Raw genomic sequence first — 20401 nt, forward strand, 5'->3', positions numbered from 1 at the left:
ATCCGCCACCGACGCCAACAGCCCTTGGATAACAAGGTTGCGCAACCTGAATATTCTGGGTTGTATGTCTGCGCAGCTTGGGGGCGAACAGGCATGATAAGACGCAGGCAGCCACTGTCCGGCGCCGCGCGGCGAACGCCGACCCTGTGGCAGGCCGTGGTCACGCTCGGCCTGGCGGGCGGCTTGACGGCGGGCCTGGTCGCCTGGCCCGGCGCCACGCTGATGACGCTGGTCGTGGCGCTCCAGGTCGGTTTCGTCATCAGCGCTCTTTGGCGTGCGGCGCTTGCGATCGCCAGTCTTCGCCCCACGCCGTCGCCGCCTCGCCCGGCGCGCTGGCCGCGCTACACCATCCTGGCCGCCCTTCACGACGAGGCGGCCGTCGTGCCCCAGCTGATCCGAAATCTGACGCAGATCGATTACCCCCGGCGCCAGCTCGAAGGCTTTCTGGTGCTTGAGGCCGACGACCGCGCGACCCTCGAGGCGGCCCAGGCCACGCCGCGCCCGGATTGGCTTCGGATTCTCGTCGTCCCACCGGGCTCGCCCCAGACCAAGCCCCGCGCCCTGAACCACGCCCTGTCGTCCGCCACGGGCGAACTCGTCACCATCTACGACGCCGAGGACGCCCCCGACCCGGGCCAGCTTCGCGAGGCCGCCGCGCGCTTCGCCGCCAGTCCCAGACTGGGCTGCCTCCAGGCGCCGCTTCGCATCCGCCGGGGAGGCGCGGGCCTGACGCGTTTCCTCGACCGGCAGTTCGCCTTCGAATACGCGGCCCTGTTCGAGGTCAATCTGCCCGGCATGGCGCGTCTGAACCTGCCGTTTCCGCTGGGCGGCACCAGTAACCACCTGCGCACCGCCGCCCTCCGCGCCGCCGGGGGCTGGGACGCCCATAATGTCACCGAGGACGCCGATCTGGGCTTCAGGCTGTGGTCGGCCGGCTGGCGGCTGGGCGTACTGAACAGCCCGACCTGGGAGCCCCCGCCCGGCGGTCTGGAGCGCTGGCTCCCGCAACGCACCCGCTGGCTCAAGGGCTATATGCAGACCTGGGGCGTCCACACTCGCGCGCCCATGGCCCTGGGCCGACGGGGGCTGCTGTCCCTGGTCATGACCCTGGGCGCCGCCATCGTCTCCGCCGCTTGTCACGCCCCGACCCTGGCCTGGATCGCCTCGGCCCTGATGGTCGGGCTTCACGCCGGCATGGCGCCCGCCGCGCCGGTCGCCTCCTACGCGGTGCTGAGCGTGGGGATCATCGCCGCCTGGATGGGCTGCGCCGTGGGCGCGCGGAAGGCAGGGCTGGATTACAGGCTGACCGACATGCTGGCCGCGCCTGCCTACTGGTCCCTGCTCAGCCTGGCCTTCGTCCATGCCGTCTGGCGGCTGGTCGTGGCGCCCCATGTCTGGGACAAGACGGTCCACGACGCCGAAGTCGAAGCCGAATGCGCGCCCGTCGTGGCGCTGGACGCTGGACGCGAGGCCGCCTGACCGCCTATCAGCCGCAGGATGGCGCCCCTGCTCTCCCCCACCCCCGAAACCCTCGTGACCCGCGGCTGGTCCGACTATGCCCTGCTGGACTCCGGCGACGGCAAGAAACTGGAACGCTACGGCCGCTACACCGTGGTCCGTCCCGAGCCCCAGTGCTTCTGGTCTCCGCGCGATCCGGCGGCGTTCGACAAGGCCACGGCCACCTTCGATCCCCAGCAGGAGGAGGAAGACTCCGGCCGCTGGAAGTTCGACCAGCACGGCCCCATCGACGCCTTCCCCCTGAAATGGCGCGACGTGAAATTCACCGGCCGTTTCACCCCCTTCCGCCACCTGGCCTTCTTTCCGGAACAGGCCGCCAACTGGGAATGGCTGGACAACCGGGTGCGAGCCTTCTCGCACGAAGCCGGCAGAGCGCCGAAGATTCTCAACCTGTTCGGCTACACCGGCGTCGCCAGCCTGGCCGCCGCCGCCGCGGGGGCCGAGGTCACCCATGTCGACGCCTCGAAGAAGTCGGTCGCCTACGCCCGTGAGAACGCCGAACAGTCCGGCCTGGCTCAGCACCCGATACGCTGGATCGTCGAGGACGCCCGCAAATACGTCGCCCGCGAGGTCCGTCGCGGCTCCAAATACGACGGCATCATCCTCGACCCGCCGAAATACGGGCGCGGCCCGACCGGCGAGGTCTGGCGCCTGTTCGAGGACATGCCGCTCCTGCTGAAGGATTGCGCCGCCCTGCTGGCCGACGACGCCGACTTCCTGCTGCTGAACGCCTATGCCGCCCGGGTCTCGGGCCTGTCCCTGGCCCATTTGATGGCCGAGGCGACCCATGACCGCGGCGGCCGCATCGACTGGGGCGAACTGGCCCTGTCCGAAGACGGCCCGGACGCCCGCGCCATCGGCCTGTCCTTCTTCGCGCGGTGGAGCCGATGAGCGCCAAAGACGAATATCGCGTCATCACCTCCCTGACGAACGACACGATCAAGAGCGTCCGCGCCCTGCACATGCGCAAGGAACGCGACCTGACCGGCGCCTTCCTGGCCGAGGGTCTGAAGTTCATCGGCGAGGCCCTGGACCTGGGTCGCGCGCCCCGCATGCTGCTGGTCGGCGAGGAGGCTCGCCCCCACCCCCTGCTGGACCGGGCCAAGGCCGAAACGCGCAAGGCCGGCGGCGACATCATCATCGTCACCCACGCCATCCTCGAAAAGATCAGCCGCCGCGACAATCCGCAGACCGTGCTGGGCGTGTTCGACCAGGCCTATGCGCCTCTGGACAGCCTGGACCCGGCCTCCGCCCCCTGCTGGGTGGCCCTGGAGCAGGTGCGCGATCCCGGCAATCTGGGCACCATCATCCGCACTGCCGACGCGGCGGGTTGCGGCGGCGTCATCCTGATCGGCGACTGCGTCGACCCCTATTCGGTCGAGGCCGTGCGCGCGACCATGGGCTCGGTCTTCGCCGTCTCGATCACCAAGACCGACCCCGAGGCCTTCCTGGCCTGGCGCAAGACCTGGCCGGGCAGCGTCGTCGGCACCCGCCTGGACGCCACCGTCAGCCACCGCTCAGCCGTGATGCAAAAGCCGTCGCTGATCCTGATGGGCAATGAACAGGCGGGCCTGACCGACCAATTGGCCGCCGCCTGCGACGTCAACGTCAAGATCCCGATGCGCGGTCGGGCCGACAGCCTGAACCTGGCCATCGCCACCGGCATCATGGTCTACGCCGCCACGGACGAGGCCTAAAGCCCCGGATCAGAGTTCCGTTTCCGGGCTGACCCGTCCCATGCCCCACAGGGCCAGGATGGTGATGACCGCCGATAGGGCCAAATAGCCGCCGACCGCCGCCAGCCCATAGGTCCGCGCCAGCCAGGTCGCCAGATAGGGCGCCACCGACGCCCCGACGATCCCCGCCAGATTGAAGGCCATGGACGCCCCCGTATAGCGGACCGTCGTCGGGAAGGGCCGCGCCATCGCCGCGCCGATAGGCCCATAGGTGCAGCCCATCAGCCCGAACCCAAGGGCGAAAAAGATCAACAGTCCGGTCAAGCCCGCCCCGAACAGCGGCGCGAACAGGGCGCCGAACAGGCCGATCCCGACCGACGAGGCGATCAGCACCTTCACCTGCCCGTATTTGTCCGCCAGCAGGGCCGTCACCGGGATGAAGGCGGCGAAGAACAACACCCCGATCAACTGGACCGGCAGGACGTCGCCGCGCGCCAGCCCCATGCCCGTGGTCGCCCAACCCAGGGCGAAGACGGTCATCAGATAGAAGAGGGTGAAGGTCGTCACCCCGCTGAACGTCCCCAGAAACAGCGCCATCTTGTGGTGCGCGAACAGGGTCACGGCCGGCGCCTTGACCCGCTCCTTGCGATCTATCGCCGTCTGGAACTCCGGCGTCTCGGTGATCTTCAGCCGAACCCACAGGCCGACGAAGACCAGCAGGGCGCTGGCCAGGAAGGGAAGCCGCCAGCCCCAGGCCTCGAACTGAGCCTCGCTCATAGTCGAGGTCAACACGATGAAGGCGCCCGTCGACAGGATGAAGCCGATGGGCGCGCCCAGTTGCGGGAACATGCCGAACCAGGCCTTCTTGCCGGGCGGAGCGTTCTCGGTGGCCAGCAGCACGGCCCCGCCCCATTCGCCGCCCAGGCCCAGCCCCTGTCCGAACCGGCACAGGGCCAGCAGCAGCGGCGCAATGATTCCGACCGAAGCATGGGTCGGCAGCAGGCCGATCGCCACTGTCGAGACGCCCATGGTCATCAGGGCCGCCACCAGCGTCGCCTTTCGCCCCACCCGGTCCCCGAAATGCCCAAAGGCCAGGGCGCCCACCGGCCGCGCGAAGAAGGCGATGGAGAAGGTGGCGAAAGACGACAGCATGGCCGTCGTCGGATCAGCGCCGGGGAAGAACAGGCGTGGAAACACCAGCACCGCCGCCGTGGCGTAGATGTAGAAGTCGTAGAATTCGATCGTGGTGCCGATCAGGCTGGCGAAAAGAACCCGCCCCTTTCGGGCGGTCGGCGAAATCGTCTTTGCGTCAGACACGGCGGAATCCTGTTTGGGCGCAAAGGCATTGCTTGATCACCGCACGCGGTCAAGCCCGCGCCTCAGGTTCCGCGCGGTTTGACCCGGTTGGTCGCCTGCGCCTCGGCCGGGTTCTCCGGCCAGGGGTGGCGCGGATAGCGGCCGCGCATGTCCGAGCGCACCGCCGCCCAGGACCCCGCCCAGAAGCCCGGCAAGTCCTTGGTCACCTGCACCGGTCGCCGCGCCGGCGACAACAGCGACAGCGTCAGCGGAACCCGCCCGCCCCCGACCGTCGGATGGGTGGTGACGCCGAACAACTCCTGCACGCGGATCTCCACGCGTGGCCCGCCCTCGGCGCCATAGTCGATCCCCGCCGACCCCAGCGGCGTCGTCAGCCGCACCGGCGCCAGCTCATCCAGCTTCCTCTGCAGGTCCCAAGGGACCAGCCCCCGCAACGCCTCGGCCAACCGCCCATCAACGATTGACGACAACGACCGCGCTCCCTCCAGCAACGGCCACAGCCAGTCAGCGCGCGCTTCCAGAAGGGCGGCGTCGGACACCTCGGGCCAGGCGGGATCAAGCCCGTGCAGGAACCCCAATCGCGCCCGCAGCCCGGCCGCCTGCTCGCCCCAGTTCAGCGCGCCCAGCCCCTCGGCCTCCACCTGGGACTTCAGGGCCGCCGTCATGGCCTTGGCGTCGGGCGTACCGATGATCTTTTCGTCCAGCACCAGGGCGCCGATCCGCCGCGCGCGCCGGATCACCATTCGGCCCGACGGTTCCTTGACCAGCCGATCCTCGATTTCGATCAACCGACCCAGGTCCGCTTCGATCCGCGTCCCGTCCAACGCCGCCGCCAGCCGCACCCGGTCCCGCGCCTCGCCTCCGCCCAGTTCCGCGACCGCCAGCCAGGTCTCTCGCGCCAGGTGATCGGTCGCGTCCAACATCGCCCCCCGCCCACTGGCCAGCAGCAGTTCGCCGGCCTTGCCCCGCGCCTTGGCGATCCGCTCGGGAAAGGCCTCGGCCAGCAACAGCCCCGGCTCGACCGAGCCGCCCGCGCCTCCCCCCGCCGCCCGCGCCCAGCGCTCGGCCAGCTTCAAGGCGTCCCGCGCGCGCGGCGACCGATCCCGCTCCAGCCCCACCAGCCGATCCGCCAGATCGATCCCGTTCCCGCCCAGTCCCGGCTCGCTCAGCACCGCAGCAATCCGCGCGCCCGTCATCGCGTCGTCCCCGTCCGACGCAACGGCAACCATATGGGCCAAGCGCGGCGACAGGGGAATTCGGGTCAGCCGTCGCCCATGCGCCGACAGCCCCCCATCCGCATCCAGCGCCCCCAGCCGCGTCAACACCTTGCGCGCCTCCGCCATAGCCCCGGCCGGCGGCGGGTCCAGCAGGGCCAGCCCCTCGACCGACCGCGCGCCCCATCGCGCCAGGTCCAGCGCCAGACCGGTCAGGTCCGCCTCCTGAATCTCCGGCCGCTGATGCGGAACCAGACCCCGTGTCTGTTCCTCGTCCCACAGGCGATAGCAGACGCCCGGTTCGGTCCGCCCCGCCCGCCCCCGCCGCTGTTCGGCTGAGGACCGGCTGACCCGCACGGTGGCCAAGCGCGTCAGGCCGCTGGACGGCTCGAACCGGGGCACGCGCGACAGACCGCCGTCCAGCACCACCCGAACCCCGTCGATGGTCAGACTGGTCTCCGCCACCGAGGTCGCCAGCACCAGTTTGCGCCGTCCCGTCGCCGCCGGCTCGATGGCCCGATCCTGCTCCGCCCGGTCCAGCCCGCCGTACAGCGGAACCACATCGACGTTCGGCAGCCGCAGCCGTTCGTTGACCAGTCGCGCCACCCGGTGGATCTCGCCCTGTCCCGGCAGGAAGGCCAGCACCGAACCGGTCTCTTCGCCCAGGGCCGTCAGACAGGCCCGCGCCATCGCCTCTTCGAACCGTTCGGCGGGATTGCGCCCCAAATAACGGGTCTCGACCGGATAGGCCCGCCCCTCCGCCTCGATCACCGGCGCGCCGTCGAGCAGTCTCGACACCCCCGCAACATCCAGCGTCGCCGACATGACCAGCAGCCGCAGATCGTCGCGCAACAGGCTTTGCGTCTCCCGCGCCAGGGCCAGCCCCAGGTCTGCGTCCAGGCTGCGCTCATGGAATTCGTCGAACAGGACGGCGCCCACGCCCTCTAGGCCGGGATCGTCCAGGATCATCCGGGTGAAGACGCCCTCGGTGATCACCTCGATCCGCGTCTTCGGCCCGATCCGGCTTTGCAGCCGCGTGCGATAGCCGACCGTTTCGCCCGCCGTTTCGCCCAGGGTGCTCGCCATCCGGTCGGCGGCGGCCCGTGCGGCGATACGGCGCGGCTCCAGCACCAGCACCCGCCCTCCCGCCAGCCAGGTCTGATCCAGCAGCGCCAGGGGTACGACCGTCGTCTTACCGGCGCCCGGCGGGGCGGCCAGCACCGCCGTATTTCCGCTCGCGAGGGCGGATTTCAGCGGCTCGAGAACGGCGTGAATCGGCAACATGACCCGCCTCTAGCCCGATGCGCCCCCGATGCGCCACCGATGCGCGGTGATCACGAAAGCGTCGTGAGGGCTTAACCCCGTCGTCATGCGCGTTGCGCGGCCCGCGATCCGCCGCTAGCGTCCCGCCGACGCGGCCGAGGGGTCGCTGTAAACGTGGGGGTATTTTATGTGGCGCGTTAAGTCGCTCGACGCGATTCTGGCCACGGCCGAGAAGAAATCGCTTCATCGGTCGCTCGGACCTATCCAACTGACCTTGCTGGGCATCGGCGCCATCATCGGCACCGGCATCTTCGTGCTGACGGCTGCGGCCTCACAGAAGGCCGGCCCCGGCATGATGGTCAGCTTCGTCATCGCCGGCGCCGTCTGCGCCGTCGCGGCGCTCTGCTATTCGGAACTGGCGGCCATGGCCCCGGTCTCGGGCTCGGCCTACACCTATACCTACGCCGTCATGGGCGAGTTGCTCGCCTGGTGCGTCGGCTGGGCCCTGATCCTGGAATACGCCGTGGCGGCCTCGGCCGTTTCGGTGGGCTGGTCAGGATACGTGCTGGGGCTGATAGAACAGGGGCTCGGGTTCGACTTCCCTGACCTCTTATCCGCCGGACCGACCTGGGCCATGAATGGCTTCATTCCTATGCCCGATTTCTCGGTCGGCATCGTCAACATCCCCGCCATCGTGGTGGCCCTGCTGGTCACCGGCCTGCTGATGCTGGGAACGACGGAATCGGCCCGGGTCAACGCGGTCCTGGTTCTGATCAAGGTCGTCGCCCTGACCGTCTTCATCGTCATCACCCTGCCGGTGATCAAGACGGCCAACCTGTCGCCCTTCGCGCCCAACGGCCTGTTCGGCGCCTCTTCCGGCATGGGCATCGTCGGCGCCGCCGCCTCGATCTTCTTCGCCTATGTCGGCTTCGACGCCGTCTCCACGGCGGCTGAAGAGACCAAGAACCCGCAACGCAACGTGCCCATCGGCCTGATTGGTTCGCTAGCCATCTGCACCGTCTTCTATCTGCTGGTCGCTCTGGGTGCAGCCGGCGCCATCGGCGCACAGCCGGTGCTCGGCGCGGCCGGCGAAGCCGTCCAACCCGGCTCGCCCGCCTTCGTCGCCGCCTGCGCCCTGCCGGCCAACGCCGAGGCTCTGGTCTGCTCCAACGAGGCCCTGGCCCACGTCCTGCGCGTGATCGGCCACCCCCAGATCGGCAACGCCCTGGGCACTGCCGCCCTGCTGGCCCTGCCCTCGGTCATCCTGATGATGATCTACGGCCAGACCCGCATCTTCTTCGTCATGGCGCGCGACGGCCTGCTGCCGGAAGGCCTGACCAAGATCCACCCCAAGTGGAAGACGCCCTATATCGTGACGGCCTGCACCGGCATCGCGGTGGCCATCGGCGCCGCCCTGTTCCCGGTCGGCCAACTGGCCGACATCTCGAACTCGGGCACCCTGTTCGCCTTCTTCATGGTGTCGATCGCGGTGCTTGTCCTGCGGGTCAAGGAGCCCAACCGCAAGCGCCCCTTCCGGACGCCGCTGATCTGGGTCTTCGCGCCCCTGTCGGCCTTCGGCTGCGCCTTCCTGTTCTGGAACCTGCCGCACGACGCCAAGATGGTGCTGCCGATCTGGGGTGGCTTCGGCCTGCTGATCTATTTCCTGTACGGCTATCGCAAGAGCCATCTGGGACGCGGCCTGATCGAGGTCCACGAGACCGACAGCGATCTGCCGCCTCCGCCCGTCCCGCCGATCAGCTAAGACGCGCGCTGACGTCCTCAGGCAGGCCAACCAAGACGGCCCTAAGCCCTGAGGGCGATAGGCCCAAAAAGAAGAAAAGGCCCCGGAGCGATCCGGGGCCTTTTTGCTTTGGTGCGGATGAGAGGACTCGAACCTCCACGCCTCTCGGCGCTGGAACCTAAATCCAGTGCGTCTACCAGTTCCGCCACATCCGCATGGGCAGGGGGTGGGCTCTAGAGGGCCGCGCCGCGCCTGACAAGAGGCAGACCGGTTTCAGCGACGCCCGGCCACCAGTTCATTGCGAATAGTGCGCCCTAAAGGGTCGCGAGCCTGCCAGCTTTGACCGATGTCAGCCTCGACCATACGGCTGCAAAAGCGCGGCAGGATCTGACGCGGACGGAAACCGGTCAGGCAGATCTTGTCGCCCTCCAGGCTCCACCGCGCGCTCAACTGCCGCCCGTCCGAGAACTGGGAGCTATAACGCCCGTCAGGCTCGAAGAAATGCTTCACCCACTGGCCGTTGGGATAGTGGGACACGATCGTGTTGCCAAAGGCCTCCGACATGTCCGCCCGCACCGGGGCAGCCGCCACAACAAAGCCCAGCGCAAGTCCGCAGCCGATCCACGCGATCCGCATCTTCCTCTCCCCACCTTCCGAACGGGATTATTACCGCCCGTTAAGGTTTGGCAAGCAGGGAGAGTTCCGGACGCCGCGACCTCAGACGTTGCCGCGACGGCCCGATTCGAACAGGAACCAGACCCGCTTCTCGGTCTCGTCGACCCAGTTCTCCAGCAGGCTGGCGGTGGCGATATCCTTGTGCTCGTCGCACAGGTCGTGAACCTCGCGCATCCGCCCCACCAGATCGTTGTTGTCGTCCCTCAGCTCGGCCAGCATGTCGAGCGGATCGACATAGTCGGCATCGTTGTCGAGCACCCGCGACTCGCGGGCGATCTGACCGACGGAGCGCAGGGTTGTTCCGCCGATCTTGCGGGCGCGCTCGGCGATCAGATCGGTCATGGCCAGGATTTCGGCCGACTGTTCGTCCAGCAGCAGATGGTAGTCGCGGAAATGCGGGCCCGACACGTGCCAGTGGAAGTTCTTGGTCTTGATATAGAGGGCGAACACGTCCGCCAGCAGACCGGTCAAGGCGGCCGAAATATCCCGCGTCGCCGCTTCCGACAGGCTGGTGGGGGTTCTCAACGGCGCCAGACGTTTTTCGCGGGCGGTGGCCATGATGTTCTCCTGGGCTTCGACTTATCGTCAAGCTAGGTATCGACTTGCCTCGGCGAAACCCCCGCGTCGGCGTCATGTTGATATTTTCTCGCAAGACGCGAGCGCCAGTAAACCACCCATACACCAATCCTGAGCATGATGAATTCAGTGACCTGAACAATATCGGGTCTTGTTCGGCTCGAATGGTCATGCAGTACAATATTTGCAAGCGCGAGTGGGCTGACGACGGCCGACCGGTCCTGCGTACGGCCATCGCCCAGGGCCAGTACAGCATCTCCGGCAACCCGAACGCCGTGATTACTACGGTTCTGGGCTCCTGCGTCGCCGCCTGTATCCGCGACCCCCTCCGCGGCATAGGCGGAATGAACCATTTCGTCCTCCCCCAGTCTCTGACGCCCGTGTCGAACCCGTCGCAGGCGTCGCGCTACGGCGAATACCTGATGCCACAGCTCGTCGACGCCCTGCTCGCGAATGGCGCGTCTCTCCATCGCCTGGAAGCCGCTGTCTTCGGCGGCGCCAGCCTCTCGGAATCCTTCTACAATGTGGGGCGGCGCAATGTCGCCTTCGCCCTGGATTTCCTCGCCGCGCGGGGAATTCCGGTCCTGAACTCGCCACGCGTGTGCGCCCTGGGATGCCGCCTGGAATACTGGCCGGTGTCTGGAAAGGTGGTCGAGACCTCGCTCGGAGCCGCAAGACGGCGGCCCAGGCCCTCACGCTAGGTTCGGAACGGCTCCAAGGCGGGCGCCAGGACATTATCCAGCAGGTTTGCGAGGAAGGCCTCATCCGCAGCATGGCGTTTCACCACGGCCCGATAGAAGATCATGGTGTGGGCCACATCGTCGAGAGGCTGCGCTTGCAGCGCCTCCGGTCGAAGTTCTCCGCGCTGAACGGCGCGACCTATGACCCCGCGCCAACCATCGTTGCGGATCGCGTCGATCTTGGTGGTGAACAGGGCCTCCAGCACGGGATCCGTCTGTACCGGCAGCAGTAACCCGGCCAGCAATCGTGCACGGCCCTCGCCCAGCCCCGCCGCGATCACGTGCAGGAAGGCGAGCAGATCGGCGCGCAGCGATCCTTGATCGGTCAGGTCAAACGAAGTCTGGTCAAGGTCGGCCTTGATCGCCGCAAGGACCAGACTTCGCGCATCCGGGTACCGGCGATAGATCGTCGAGGCCGGCAGTCCGGAGCGCCGCCCGACCAGGGCCATGGTGACCCCCTCGATACCCGTCTGGCTCAGCAGCTCGAGTGTCACGCGGATGAGGGTCTCATCGACCATTCTGTCGCGCGGTCTTCCCAGCGTCGCGCCTGCGGCGTCGGATTTCGCCATCGCTGTCCTGCCCTTCAACAGTTTCACTACCCCGCATCCCCCTTTTTGCCCCTTGATCCCAAGGCCTCGCCCTTCTATCCATTACGATAGATGAGTATCGCGAAAAGGTGGGTTATGCAGTCTTCCAAGGTAGCATCTTCCGGCGGGTCGCAAGACACAAACCGTCGATCTTTCCTAGGCTACGGCGCAGCCCTGGGCGGCATGGCGCTGGGCGTGACGCCCGCGATGGCGTCTTCGGCGGCGGGTCTTGCATCCGCATCATCGCCGGAGTTCACGACGCTGGTTCCCCCGCTCTTCGATCCGGTCTCGTGCCTTCGCTATCTTCCCGGCGTGTTTCGAAACTCCTGGTTCCTGATCGGCTATCTCGAGACCGCGTCCGGACATAAGCTGAACTGCCTCGTCCACCAGATCATCAACTCGCCGCCGGGCGAGCCGGTGCAGATCGCCAGTATTCTCAACATCACCGACATCACCGAGCGCACCTATCGGGGCGAGGAAAAGATCCACTCGGCCGGGGAAGTCAGCCTGGACGAGACCCGGATGCGCAACGTCACGCCGAGTTCGATGCTCCAGGGCGACCATCGTGCGATCCATGTCCAGGCGGATTTCGGCTGGGGCGCGCTGGACCTCAGCGCCGACTTCCCCGGGCGGATCATGATGAACGGCGGGGCCGGCGTCTTCGACTTCCTGAGCGGCACCCCGACGGTCCAGTATTCGATCCCGTGGGGCCAGGGCTCCGGCTGGCTGAGGCTGAACGGCGAGCGGCATGAGGTCACAGGGAAATTCTGGTTCGACCGCCAGTGGGGGCAGTTGCAAGGCCTCCTGGGCCAGGCCGGCAGGGCCGTCGGCCCGCACGACAACTGGGCTTGGATGGACCTCAACCTCAGCAACGGCGTCGCCCTGGGGCTCTGGGACATTCAAATGAACGGTCAGCGATTCAGCTGGGTCACCGCCCTTCATCCCGACGGCACCCATGTGGTCGCCGCCATCGAGCCCCTGACCAAGGACGCCTCCGCGATCTGGACCAGCCCTGCCAGCGGGCAGAAATACCCCACCCGCTTCAAGGTCCGCATCCCTGCGCTGGACTGCACGCTCGATGTCGCCGCCGTCATGGAGGCCCAGGAAATCGTCTCCCCGACGGAGCCCAAATACGAAGGCGTGGCGACCGTTTCCGGAGTCTATGGCGGCAAAAACGTCACCGGCTTTACGCTGATTGAGCTGATGGGCGACTGGCGCGGCTGAGGCTGCTAACTGCCGCTTCATCAATCCGATCTGTGGCGCGCGGTCCGTCCTCCCAGACGACCGCGCGCCCGCACCCTGTTCAGAACGACCGTGAATCTCGCGCCCGGTCGTAGGCGGACAGGTGTTCACTGAACCGAGGCAGGATCAGAAATGCGCCGTCAGAGGGACAGTGACGTCGCAAAGCGCCGAAATATCCACGCAGGCGTGGTCCACCACCAGACGACGTCCCTGTACGTAATCTCTTGTGGCGTTCACGCAGTCGAGCGCGATCACCTGCCCCTTCCGCAGGTAGATGGCGGAGAAGCTTCGCGCGCTTGGCTCTCCGCGCATGACCACGTCGTCATAGCCCAATGAGAGCCCGATCGTCTGAAGCCGGAGGTCGTACTGGTTCGACCAGAACCATGGCGCTGAGCGATACGGCTGGGGACTGTCAGCAATGACTGTCGCGGCGACGAGCGCCTGATCATTGGCGTTCTGGACCGACTCCAAACGCACACTGCCGCCGGGTCCGAAGAGGTTGTCGTGACTTGCGCAATCGCCCACCGCAAAGACGTCCGGCAGGGTCGTGCGGCAATACTCGTCCACATCGACCCCGGAACGACCTTGAGCGCCGGCGGCGAGCAGCGGACCTACCGCCGGCTCGATACCGATCCCGACGATGACGATGTCTGCGGGCAGGCGCTCGCCTCCCCCCAGACGAACAGCCCTGACCCGGCCCTCCACGCCTTCAAGCCCTTCGACCAGGGCCTGCGTGCGAATGTCCACGCCATGGCGTCGATGCTCGGCCTCGTAGAACCGCGACACAGCTTCACAAGACACGCGTGACAGCACTCTTGTGGAGGCCTCGAGCACTGTGACGGACTTACCCAGCTTCGAGAGGACCGCCGCGGCCTCAAGGCCGATGAAGCCGCCGCCAACGACGACGACATTTCTTGCGTCTGGCAGTTCCGATGCGAGCCGATCCACATCGAGACGGGTCCGCAGACTGTGAACACCCGCCAGATCATGACCCTCGCAGCTCAGTTGGCGGGGCTTGCCCCCGCCGGCCCATATCAGGGAACCGTAGGATAAGGTCGCCCCGCCGTCGCACTCCAGCCGCTTTGCTTCAGGGTCTAGCGAAACGACGCGGCGTCCGAGCAGGAATTCCACGCGTCGATCGACCCAGAACTCTTTCGGTCGGATCAGGATCCGTTCAAAACCTTTCTCGGCCGCCAGATAGTCCTTCGACAGCGGCGGCCGCTCATAGGGCGGGTCGCTCTCTTCGCTCACGATCACGATCGAGCCCTGGAACTCACATTTTCGCAGTGAAATAGCGACCTGCGCACCGGCGTGGCCACCGCCCACAATCACGACATCAAACTCCGTATTCAGCGACATTTTTCAGTCTTCCGGCGCGATGGTGACGTGCAGACCATCGAGGGCGTCCGTCAACCGGATCTGGCAAGACAGTCGAGACTGCCGCAGGCGGTGATCAGAGGCGTCGAGCAGATCGTCTTCGTCCGGAGCTGGGCCCGGCAGTCGATCCAGATATTCGGGATCAATGTAGACGTGGCAGGTTGCGCAGGAGCAACACCCGCCGCAAAGCGCCATCAGCTCGTCGAAGCCATTGTCGCGGATCGCTTCCATGAGAGATCCCCCCGCTTCCGCAAAGACAGGCGTCTCCACCCCGGCACGGGTGGTCACAATCAAACGCGGCACGTTACGGTCCCTCTTTATGAAGTGGATTGGCGGCGATTTCCGACAGCCGGTGGGCGTCGAGCTGCTGCTGGAGCACCCCCAGCCATTCATACGCAGGCATGACGTCGACGATGTCGCTTTGCGTGGGGTTGCCGTCGAGAACGGCGCTGATGAAGGCCTCGTCTTGAAGGCGAACGCCATCAAGGTGCGGGGCATCGTTCCCGAGCGGCACGTCGACGCCCTCCCCGGTAAACAGCTCGTCGTAGCGCGCAATCCAGGTGCCGCCGTCGCAGATGTAGCGAAACGTGCTGCCGAAGGGACCTTGGTTGTTGAAGGACAGGCAGACCGTCGCAAGCGCGCCTGTCCGGCTCTTTAGCTGGATCGACACATCAAGCGGTATCCCGAGATTCGCATCGATGGGCCCCTGAAGGATGTTTGCGGCGATGATCGGTCCGGCCTGATGGGCGAAGAGATCCACGCTGTGAGCCGCGTGGTGCCAGAGAAGATTGTCCGTCCAGGAACGGGCCTCACCCCTGGCGTTGGTGTTGCTCCTCCGGAAGAAGAAGGTCTGGATGTCCATATGTTGGACCCTGAGCTCATCCGCCTGGATCCTGCGATGAATCCACTGATGGGAGGGGTTGAAGCGGCGGGTATGGCCGACCATGCAGAGGACGCCGGTCGCTTGGCTCGCCACCAGCACCCTGCGCGCGTCGGCGAGGGAATCTGCGAGAGGAATTTCGATCTGGACCGGCTTACCAGCTTGCAAACAGGCGATCGCCTGGCCGGCATGGAGCGGCGTGGGCGAGCAGAGAACGACCGCATCGATCTGGGGATCGGCAAGGACAGCGTCGAGATCCGTCGTCGCAATCGGAATTCCGTACCGCGCCGCCATCCGCCGAGTCGGTTCCAGCCGCCGCCCGACCAGCGCGCCCACCCGGGCACGACCCGTGGCCTGGATGGCCGAGATATGCTTCTCACCAAATGCTCCGCCCCCGACGACGGCTATCGTCAGGTCCGAGGGAGCGCTTCGACCACCAGGAGCGGTCAAGCCGGGTGCCCTTCTTCAAGCCCCGCGCGCGGTCCACAAATGGCTTCTAGCCAAGACGAACCGGTGCGACGCGGTGCGCCCACGCTGGAATTGGCGCGCGTCTGAAAGTTCACAGCAGAGACGCCGTATTGGCGAGCGTTTCCGGCCACCAGGAGGCCATGTCCGGCGGCAGGCCGTCAGACGCGCGACCTGTGAAGACGGCCGGCCGTCGCTCGCGAAAAGCGGCGACGCCTTCGGCGCCGTCAAAGCGGCTGAGCCAGTGAACGGCCAGAGACTCCGTCTTGTGGGCGTGCAGCGAATCGCGTGCGGCGTTGCGGCGGACGAGCGCGCGGGTCACCGCGACCGCCGCGGCCGAGCGGCCCTGCGTAATGCGGCGAGCGAGGTCTCGGGCGGCCTCGATCAGTGCGTCGGCTGGATGGATCGAGCGGATCAAACCCGCAGCGAGCCCCTCAGCGACAGGGAAGGGTTCGGCCACGTAAAGCCATTCCAGCGCCTGCTGCTGGCCGACCAGTTGCGGCAGAAAATAGGATGAACAGGCCTCGGTGGTGATCCCGATCCGGCCGAAGACGAAGCCGATCCGGGCGGTGTCCGCGGCCAGTCTGAAATCCATGGCCAGGGTCATCGTCGCGCCGATCCCCACAGCTGCGCCGTTGATCGCCGCGATGACCGGCTTGCGACAGGCATCGATGGCCAGGGTGACACGCCCGCCCGAGTCGCGAACGCCCGTCACGATCGCAGGGTCCGTCATCCGGGCTTCAAGTTCGACCAGCGTCAGCGACTGGGTTTCGTCGAGGCCGAATGGATTACCCTCTCCCGACAGGTCCATGCCGGCGCAGAAGGCCTTGCCCGCGCCGGTCACGATCACGGCCCGGACGGCGTCGTCCAGACTCGCCGCCTCGAAGGTCCGGATAAGCTCATCGCACATCTGGACGGTGAAGGCGTTCAGCGCGTCCGGCCGGTTAAGGGTGACGAGAAGAATCCCGTCATCACCCAGCGCGTGGTGAAGCGTTTCGTACATTGATCGGGCCTCCCTGGGACGAGGCCTTAGCCGAACGTCCTCTTGTATCTGGCCATTATTATGTTATCCCAATGGACAATATAGCAAGCAGCTTTCGTAAAATGCTGCCGTCTGGGGATGGATCTTGGCTGTCGTTGCGACCTCGGCGGAACTCGCAGGTATGGCCCGGCCAGCGCTCATCGCGAGGAACCAAGCGCTGCGCCAAACACCCGACTGATCCGCTCACCCGTCAAAGGGCTCGCAGAAGCCTGACATCATACGGAGGAAACCATGTTCGCCACGTCACTTTACCGCGCCGTCCGCCTTCACGGAGACGCGCCCGCCTTCGTTCAGGGCGACGCCGTCCTGTCCTGGTCATCGCTCGTGGACCGCGCGCTGCAGTTGGCGGCCGGCCTCAAGGCCCTGGGTGTCCGCCCGGGCGATCGTGTCGCTGCGGTCCTCGCCAACGGCTTCACCATGGTTGAGCTGAGCGCCTGCGCCTGCTTGTCCGAGATCACGATTGTTCCGCTCAACTTCCGCTGGACCGCCGGCGAGATCGTCCACGGGTTGCAGGACTCGGGCGCCAAGGTCGTCGTCCTGGACGATGCATTTCGCGAGGTGGCGTCCGAAGCTGCCCGACAGGTCGGCGTCACGGTCATCGACGCCGGGGCGGGGATCACCGACGGGTCGGTATCCTACGCGTCCTTGTTCACAGGCGTTAAGGAGGACGCCATCGCGCCTTCGCCGGACCGGGTCTTGGGGATCTACTATACCGGCGGAACGACCGGTCGCTCCAAGGGCGTTATGCTGACGGAGCGGAACATCTCATCGAACGCCTGCGCCTGCATGGCCGAGGGCATGTTCGGAGAGCAGGAAGTCATGCTCCACGCTTCGCCCGCCTTCCATATCGCGGGCGCGCTAGTGATGTTCGCCTCTTTCCTCAGCGGAGCCAGAGGCGTCCTGCTGTCCGCTTTCGAGCCGGGCGCCGCGCTAAGGGCGATAGAGACCCACATGGTCACACAGGCGCTGCTGGTGCCCACCATGCTCGGCATGGTTCTCGACCATCCGGCCTTTGCCGAGACGGACACCACCAGTTTCGCCACGCTCCTGTACGGCGCCGCGCCGATGCCCCCTGCCCTGCTTAAGCGCGCCATGACGTTGATGCCGTGGTGCAGGACCATCCAACTCTATGGGATGACGGAGACCGCGCCGACCTCAAGCGTTCTGCATTCCCGGATGTTCGCCGGACCAGCGGGACGACCCGATCTCATCACATCCGTCGGTCGCCCCATCTTCGGCACGGAGCTGGCCATCATCGATGCGGACGGCCGAGAGGTGGAGCGAGAGGCCTTCGGAGAGATCGCCGTCCGGGGGCCAGGCGTCATGGCCGGTTACTGGGGCCAGGCGGAGGCGACCGCGGAGGCGATCGTCGACGGCTGGATGCGGACCGGGGACGGAGGTCTGATGGATGCAGACGGATTTGTGTTCCTGGCGGACCGCATCAAGGACATGATCATTTCGGGAGGAGAGAACGTCTTCTCCATCGAGGTGGAAAACGCCGTCACCCGCCACCCGGCCGTAAGGCAGTGCGCGGTCATCGGCGTGCCACATCCGGTGTGGGGCGAAGCCGTCCACGCCGTCGTCGTGCTCCATGAGGGCGCACACGCGAGCGAAGAGGAAATCGTGGCGCTTTGCCGCGATCACCTGGCCGCCTTTAAGGTGCCGAGATCCGTCAGCTTTCGGGCCGAGCCGCTGCCGATCTCGGGCGCCGGCAAGGTTCTCAAACGCGAGCTGCGCGAACCCTATTGGGCGGCGCAAGCGTCACGCTCATAGGGCGATGGAGCCTAACACCACAGGCTCACTCTGGGTCGATGAAGAAGAGCCGTTCGCAAAGCTGGATGTGCTCTTCCACATAGTCGGGGGCGAACGGGGATCGGCCGGAGATGCGCTCGACCTCGCCCGCCACCATAAAGATGCGGACCGCCGCCCCAAGGAAGATGTAGAACAGGTGGGTCGAGTCGCCGGACACATAGCGTCCGGAGGCCTGGGCCGAGGCGATCAGTTCCCGGAAGATCCCCGTCGTATTCCCGAGCAGGTTCTCGACCAACCAGGACGTGCGGTCGCTCTGCCCAGCCTCGTGGGACATGAGCCAGTGAAGCTCGGGCCTCTGAGCCGACATTCGGATGAAATCCGCCTTCAGCAGTTTTAGCTTGGTGACATCATCGACGCCGTCCAACCCCTCAAGGCGTCGAACGAATGCATCGTGAAATCCCCCCAGCACGTCCTGCATTACGGCCTGCCAGATGCCCAGCTTGGTGTCGAAATGATAGATCACGAGCGCGTGGCGAATTCCGGCCAGCTCCGCGATCTGCCGCGTGCTGGCGCCCTCGAATCCGGAATCGGCGAACACCTTGATGGCGGCCTTGATGATCTTGGCCCTGGTGTCGATCGAGCGGACCTGCCTCCGCCGAACGCGCACAATATCCGTCGGCGTTTCAATCTCCTGCGCAGTGGCGCTGTCCAAACCAGGCTCCAGTCTCAGTCGTAATCTCAGGTTGCTAAGGAACCGGACAAAGCAACGATCACGCCAGTGCGTCAGCCGGTTCCAAGGCGAACCCACACTCTAAACCATGATCCCGACCAACTGGCAAAGAACGGCGCAAAAAGCACACGCTGAAGCGGCACGGCGGAGTGGTGCGGGAAAGTTAGGATAAGGCGGATCCTTAATCTGTCCTCTCGGTCAGTTTTGCCTTGTTTTGGCACGACGCCCTGTTAGCGTCATCGAGCAGCGGCGACGTCAGATCCCGCGCTGGAGGATAGGCATGGCCACGACATCATCAATCGACGCCCTAGATGCGCCCGGCGTTCATCGGACGCCGCCCCGAGCATGGGTCATGCTCGCCATTCTCGGGCTGATGTACGTCCTGTCGTTTTTGGACCGTTTCATACTCGCCCTTCTGGTCAAGCCGCTGAACGACGATCTCGGGATCAGCGACGTGCAACTCGGCCTGCTGTTCGGCACCTTCTTCGCCCTCTTCTATGGTCTGGTGGGGATTCCGCTCGCGCGGTTCGCCGACACGCAAAATCGCAAAAGACTGATCATCACCGGCGTCCTCCTGTGGTCGAGCTGCACCATTCTCTCCAGCCTGGCTCAGAATTTCACCGTTCTGGCTCTCCTCCGGATCGGATTGGCGCTTGGCGAGGCGGCTTTGACGCCGGCGGCCTTCTCGCTTCTCACCGACAGTTTTGCGCCGAAACGTCGATTGCTCGCAGCGACGCTATTCAGCGCAGCAGGCATGGCGGGTGGTTCAAGCGCCTTCTTGCTCGGCAGCGCCATCATCGACGGCGCCGAGCAATTTCTCCTCGCCAGCGGGGGGGATTGGGCCGTCTGGAGGGTCGTCTTCGTCGTCGTTGGAGCCCCCGGCTTCCTTCTGGCTCTGCTGCTCGGCCTGTTTGCTCGCGAACCGGCTCGACAAGCGACCGGGGCGGCCAGCGCACCCGGCATGGGCGCTGTTTTCAAGTATCTCGGCGCCAATTTCCGGCTGTACGGAGGCCTCTTCATGGGCGCAGGGTTCGCACAGGTTGTCGGCTACGCCATGGTGGCCTGGGGGCCGACGCTGCTCTCACGGGTTCACGGCTTGGATCGGAGCCAAGCGGGATATCAGTTCGGCGCGGTTCAGCTCGTTGCCGCCGTCGCGGGGACGCTCATCGTCCCGCTCGTCCTCAAGGCGCTGATCAAGCGCAGCGTGGCGCTGGCCTCATGGCTTCCCGCGATCGCCACGACGCTCGGCGCCGCGGCCGTCATCGTCGGGGTGCTGAGCGCCTCCCCCGAGGCGTTCCTGGGCCTCTATCTCGTCGGCGGATTCCTGATCATCGGGGGGGCGAACATCATCATCATCATCCTTCAGCAAATGGCGCCCGGACAGATGCGGGCGACGCTCACAGCCCTCCTTCTGATCTGCATCTCGAGTTTCGGCCTGGGCGTCGGGCCTCCGCTGGCGGCCTATATCGCCGGGCTCGCGCAAGGCGCCGCGCCCCTTTCGGTCGGCCTCGCCGCCACCGCTGTCCTCGGCCTTCTCGGCTCCGGACTATGTTTCGGACTGGCGGCGCGGCCGCTGAGGCGAGCGCTAGGCGATATCCGCTGATCC

At 66.2% G+C, this 20401-nt stretch carries 18 protein-coding genes and 1 tRNA gene; 8 read left to right on the forward strand and 11 right to left on the reverse strand.

Going from position 1 to position 20401, the window contains the following annotated elements; all coding sequences use genetic code 11:
- The first annotated feature begins 93 nt into the window (after positions 1 to 93).
- From ACW177_RS10290 to ACW177_RS10300, 3 genes are read left to right on the forward strand one after another with little or no spacing between them, the layout of a single operon-like run.
- A complete protein-coding gene (locus tag ACW177_RS10290; RefSeq protein ID WP_492025626.1) occupies positions 94 to 1479 on the forward strand; it encodes a glycosyltransferase in 1386 nt (461 codons plus the stop codon).
- Between the two features lie 18 nt (positions 1480 to 1497).
- The gene (locus ACW177_RS10295; protein WP_492025627.1) at positions 1498 to 2409 is read left to right on the forward strand and encodes an RsmD family RNA methyltransferase; all 912 of its coding nucleotides are present in this window, start codon (positions 1498 to 1500) and stop codon (positions 2407 to 2409) included.
- A complete protein-coding gene (locus ACW177_RS10300; RefSeq protein ID WP_492025628.1) occupies positions 2406 to 3215 on the forward strand; it encodes a TrmH family RNA methyltransferase in 810 nt (269 codons plus the stop codon). Before ACW177_RS10295 ends, ACW177_RS10300 begins: the two co-directional genes overlap by 4 nt.
- Before the next feature lie 9 nt (positions 3216 to 3224).
- Here the strand turns inward: ACW177_RS10300 and ACW177_RS10305 are convergent, their stop codons facing one another.
- A complete protein-coding gene (locus tag ACW177_RS10305) occupies positions 3225 to 4511 on the reverse strand; it encodes an MFS transporter (RefSeq protein WP_492025629.1) in 1287 nt (428 codons plus the stop codon).
- A 62-nt stretch (positions 4512 to 4573) separates the two neighbouring features.
- The gene (hrpB, locus tag ACW177_RS10310) at positions 4574 to 7009 is read right to left on the reverse strand and encodes an ATP-dependent helicase HrpB (protein WP_492025630.1); all 2436 of its coding nucleotides are present in this window, start codon (positions 7007 to 7009) and stop codon (positions 4574 to 4576) included.
- Positions 7010 to 7175: 166 nt separating this feature from the next.
- Here hrpB and ACW177_RS10315 point away from each other — a divergent pair, with 166 nt between their 5' ends.
- Positions 7176 to 8750 (forward strand): amino acid permease, encoded by a 1575-nt coding sequence (locus ACW177_RS10315; protein ID WP_492025631.1) that lies wholly within the window; start codon positions 7176 to 7178, stop codon positions 8748 to 8750.
- A gap of 109 nt (positions 8751 to 8859) precedes the next feature.
- On the opposite strand, the gene ACW177_RS10320 is transcribed toward ACW177_RS10315, so the two are convergent.
- From ACW177_RS10320 to ACW177_RS10330, 3 genes are all read right to left on the reverse strand, one after another.
- Positions 8860 to 8944: transfer RNA gene (locus ACW177_RS10320), tRNA-Leu, on the reverse strand.
- A 58-nt stretch (positions 8945 to 9002) separates the two neighbouring features.
- Complete coding sequence (locus ACW177_RS10325) at positions 9003 to 9365, reverse strand: hypothetical protein (protein WP_492025632.1); 363 nt, start codon at positions 9363 to 9365, stop codon at positions 9003 to 9005.
- An 81-nt stretch (positions 9366 to 9446) separates the two neighbouring features.
- Positions 9447 to 9962: a Dps family protein gene (locus ACW177_RS10330; protein WP_492025633.1), complete on the reverse strand. Its 516-nt coding sequence runs from the start codon at positions 9960 to 9962 to the stop codon at positions 9447 to 9449.
- A 188-nt stretch (positions 9963 to 10150) separates the two neighbouring features.
- Here ACW177_RS10330 and ACW177_RS10335 point away from each other — a divergent pair, with 188 nt between their 5' ends.
- Positions 10151 to 10681: a chemotaxis protein CheD gene (locus tag ACW177_RS10335; RefSeq protein ID WP_492025634.1), complete on the forward strand. Its 531-nt coding sequence runs from the start codon at positions 10151 to 10153 to the stop codon at positions 10679 to 10681.
- On the opposite strand, the gene ACW177_RS10340 is transcribed toward ACW177_RS10335, so the two are convergent.
- A complete protein-coding gene (locus ACW177_RS10340) occupies positions 10678 to 11289 on the reverse strand; it encodes a TetR/AcrR family transcriptional regulator (RefSeq protein WP_492025635.1) in 612 nt (203 codons plus the stop codon). The two genes, ACW177_RS10335 and ACW177_RS10340, sit on opposite strands and share 4 nt — an antisense overlap.
- Positions 11290 to 11403: 114 nt before the next feature.
- On the opposite strand from ACW177_RS10340, the gene ACW177_RS10345 reads away from it, so the two are divergent.
- Positions 11404 to 12531 carry a lipocalin-like domain-containing protein gene (locus tag ACW177_RS10345; RefSeq protein WP_492025636.1) on the forward strand — a complete coding sequence of 376 codons (1128 nt, stop codon included), beginning with the start codon at positions 11404 to 11406 and terminating at the stop codon, positions 12529 to 12531.
- Between the two features lie 144 nt (positions 12532 to 12675).
- Here the strand turns inward: ACW177_RS10345 and ACW177_RS10350 are convergent, their stop codons facing one another.
- The 4 genes from ACW177_RS10350 to ACW177_RS10365 form a co-directional block, all read right to left on the reverse strand.
- Positions 12676 to 13908: an NAD(P)/FAD-dependent oxidoreductase gene (locus ACW177_RS10350; protein ID WP_492025637.1), complete on the reverse strand. Its 1233-nt coding sequence runs from the start codon at positions 13906 to 13908 to the stop codon at positions 12676 to 12678.
- 3 nt (positions 13909 to 13911) lie between these two features.
- Positions 13912 to 14229: a 2Fe-2S iron-sulfur cluster-binding protein gene (locus ACW177_RS10355; RefSeq protein ID WP_492025638.1), complete on the reverse strand. Its 318-nt coding sequence runs from the start codon at positions 14227 to 14229 to the stop codon at positions 13912 to 13914.
- 1 nt (position 14230) lies between these two features.
- Positions 14231 to 15256 carry a Gfo/Idh/MocA family oxidoreductase gene (locus ACW177_RS10360; protein ID WP_492025639.1) on the reverse strand — a complete coding sequence of 342 codons (1026 nt, stop codon included), beginning with the start codon at positions 15254 to 15256 and terminating at the stop codon, positions 14231 to 14233.
- A 109-nt stretch (positions 15257 to 15365) separates the two neighbouring features.
- Entirely contained in the window at positions 15366 to 16274 is a 909-nt protein-coding gene (locus ACW177_RS10365) for an enoyl-CoA hydratase-related protein (protein ID WP_492025640.1), read from the reverse strand.
- A gap of 270 nt (positions 16275 to 16544) precedes the next feature.
- Between ACW177_RS10365 and ACW177_RS10370 the strand changes: the two genes are divergently transcribed.
- The gene (locus tag ACW177_RS10370) at positions 16545 to 18086 is read left to right on the forward strand and encodes a class I adenylate-forming enzyme family protein (RefSeq protein ID WP_492025641.1); all 1542 of its coding nucleotides are present in this window, start codon (positions 16545 to 16547) and stop codon (positions 18084 to 18086) included.
- Between the two features lie 25 nt (positions 18087 to 18111).
- Here the strand turns inward: ACW177_RS10370 and ACW177_RS10375 are convergent, their stop codons facing one another.
- A complete protein-coding gene (locus tag ACW177_RS10375; protein WP_492025642.1) occupies positions 18112 to 18777 on the reverse strand; it encodes a TetR/AcrR family transcriptional regulator in 666 nt (221 codons plus the stop codon).
- A 298-nt stretch (positions 18778 to 19075) separates the two neighbouring features.
- Between ACW177_RS10375 and ACW177_RS10380 the strand changes: the two genes are divergently transcribed.
- Positions 19076 to 20398, forward strand: coding sequence for an MFS transporter (locus tag ACW177_RS10380; protein WP_492025643.1), 1323 nt, complete (start codon positions 19076 to 19078; stop codon positions 20396 to 20398).
- Positions 20399 to 20401 lie beyond the last annotated feature (3 nt).

This window comes from Brevundimonas sp. AVps23W, assembly GCF_058681395.1.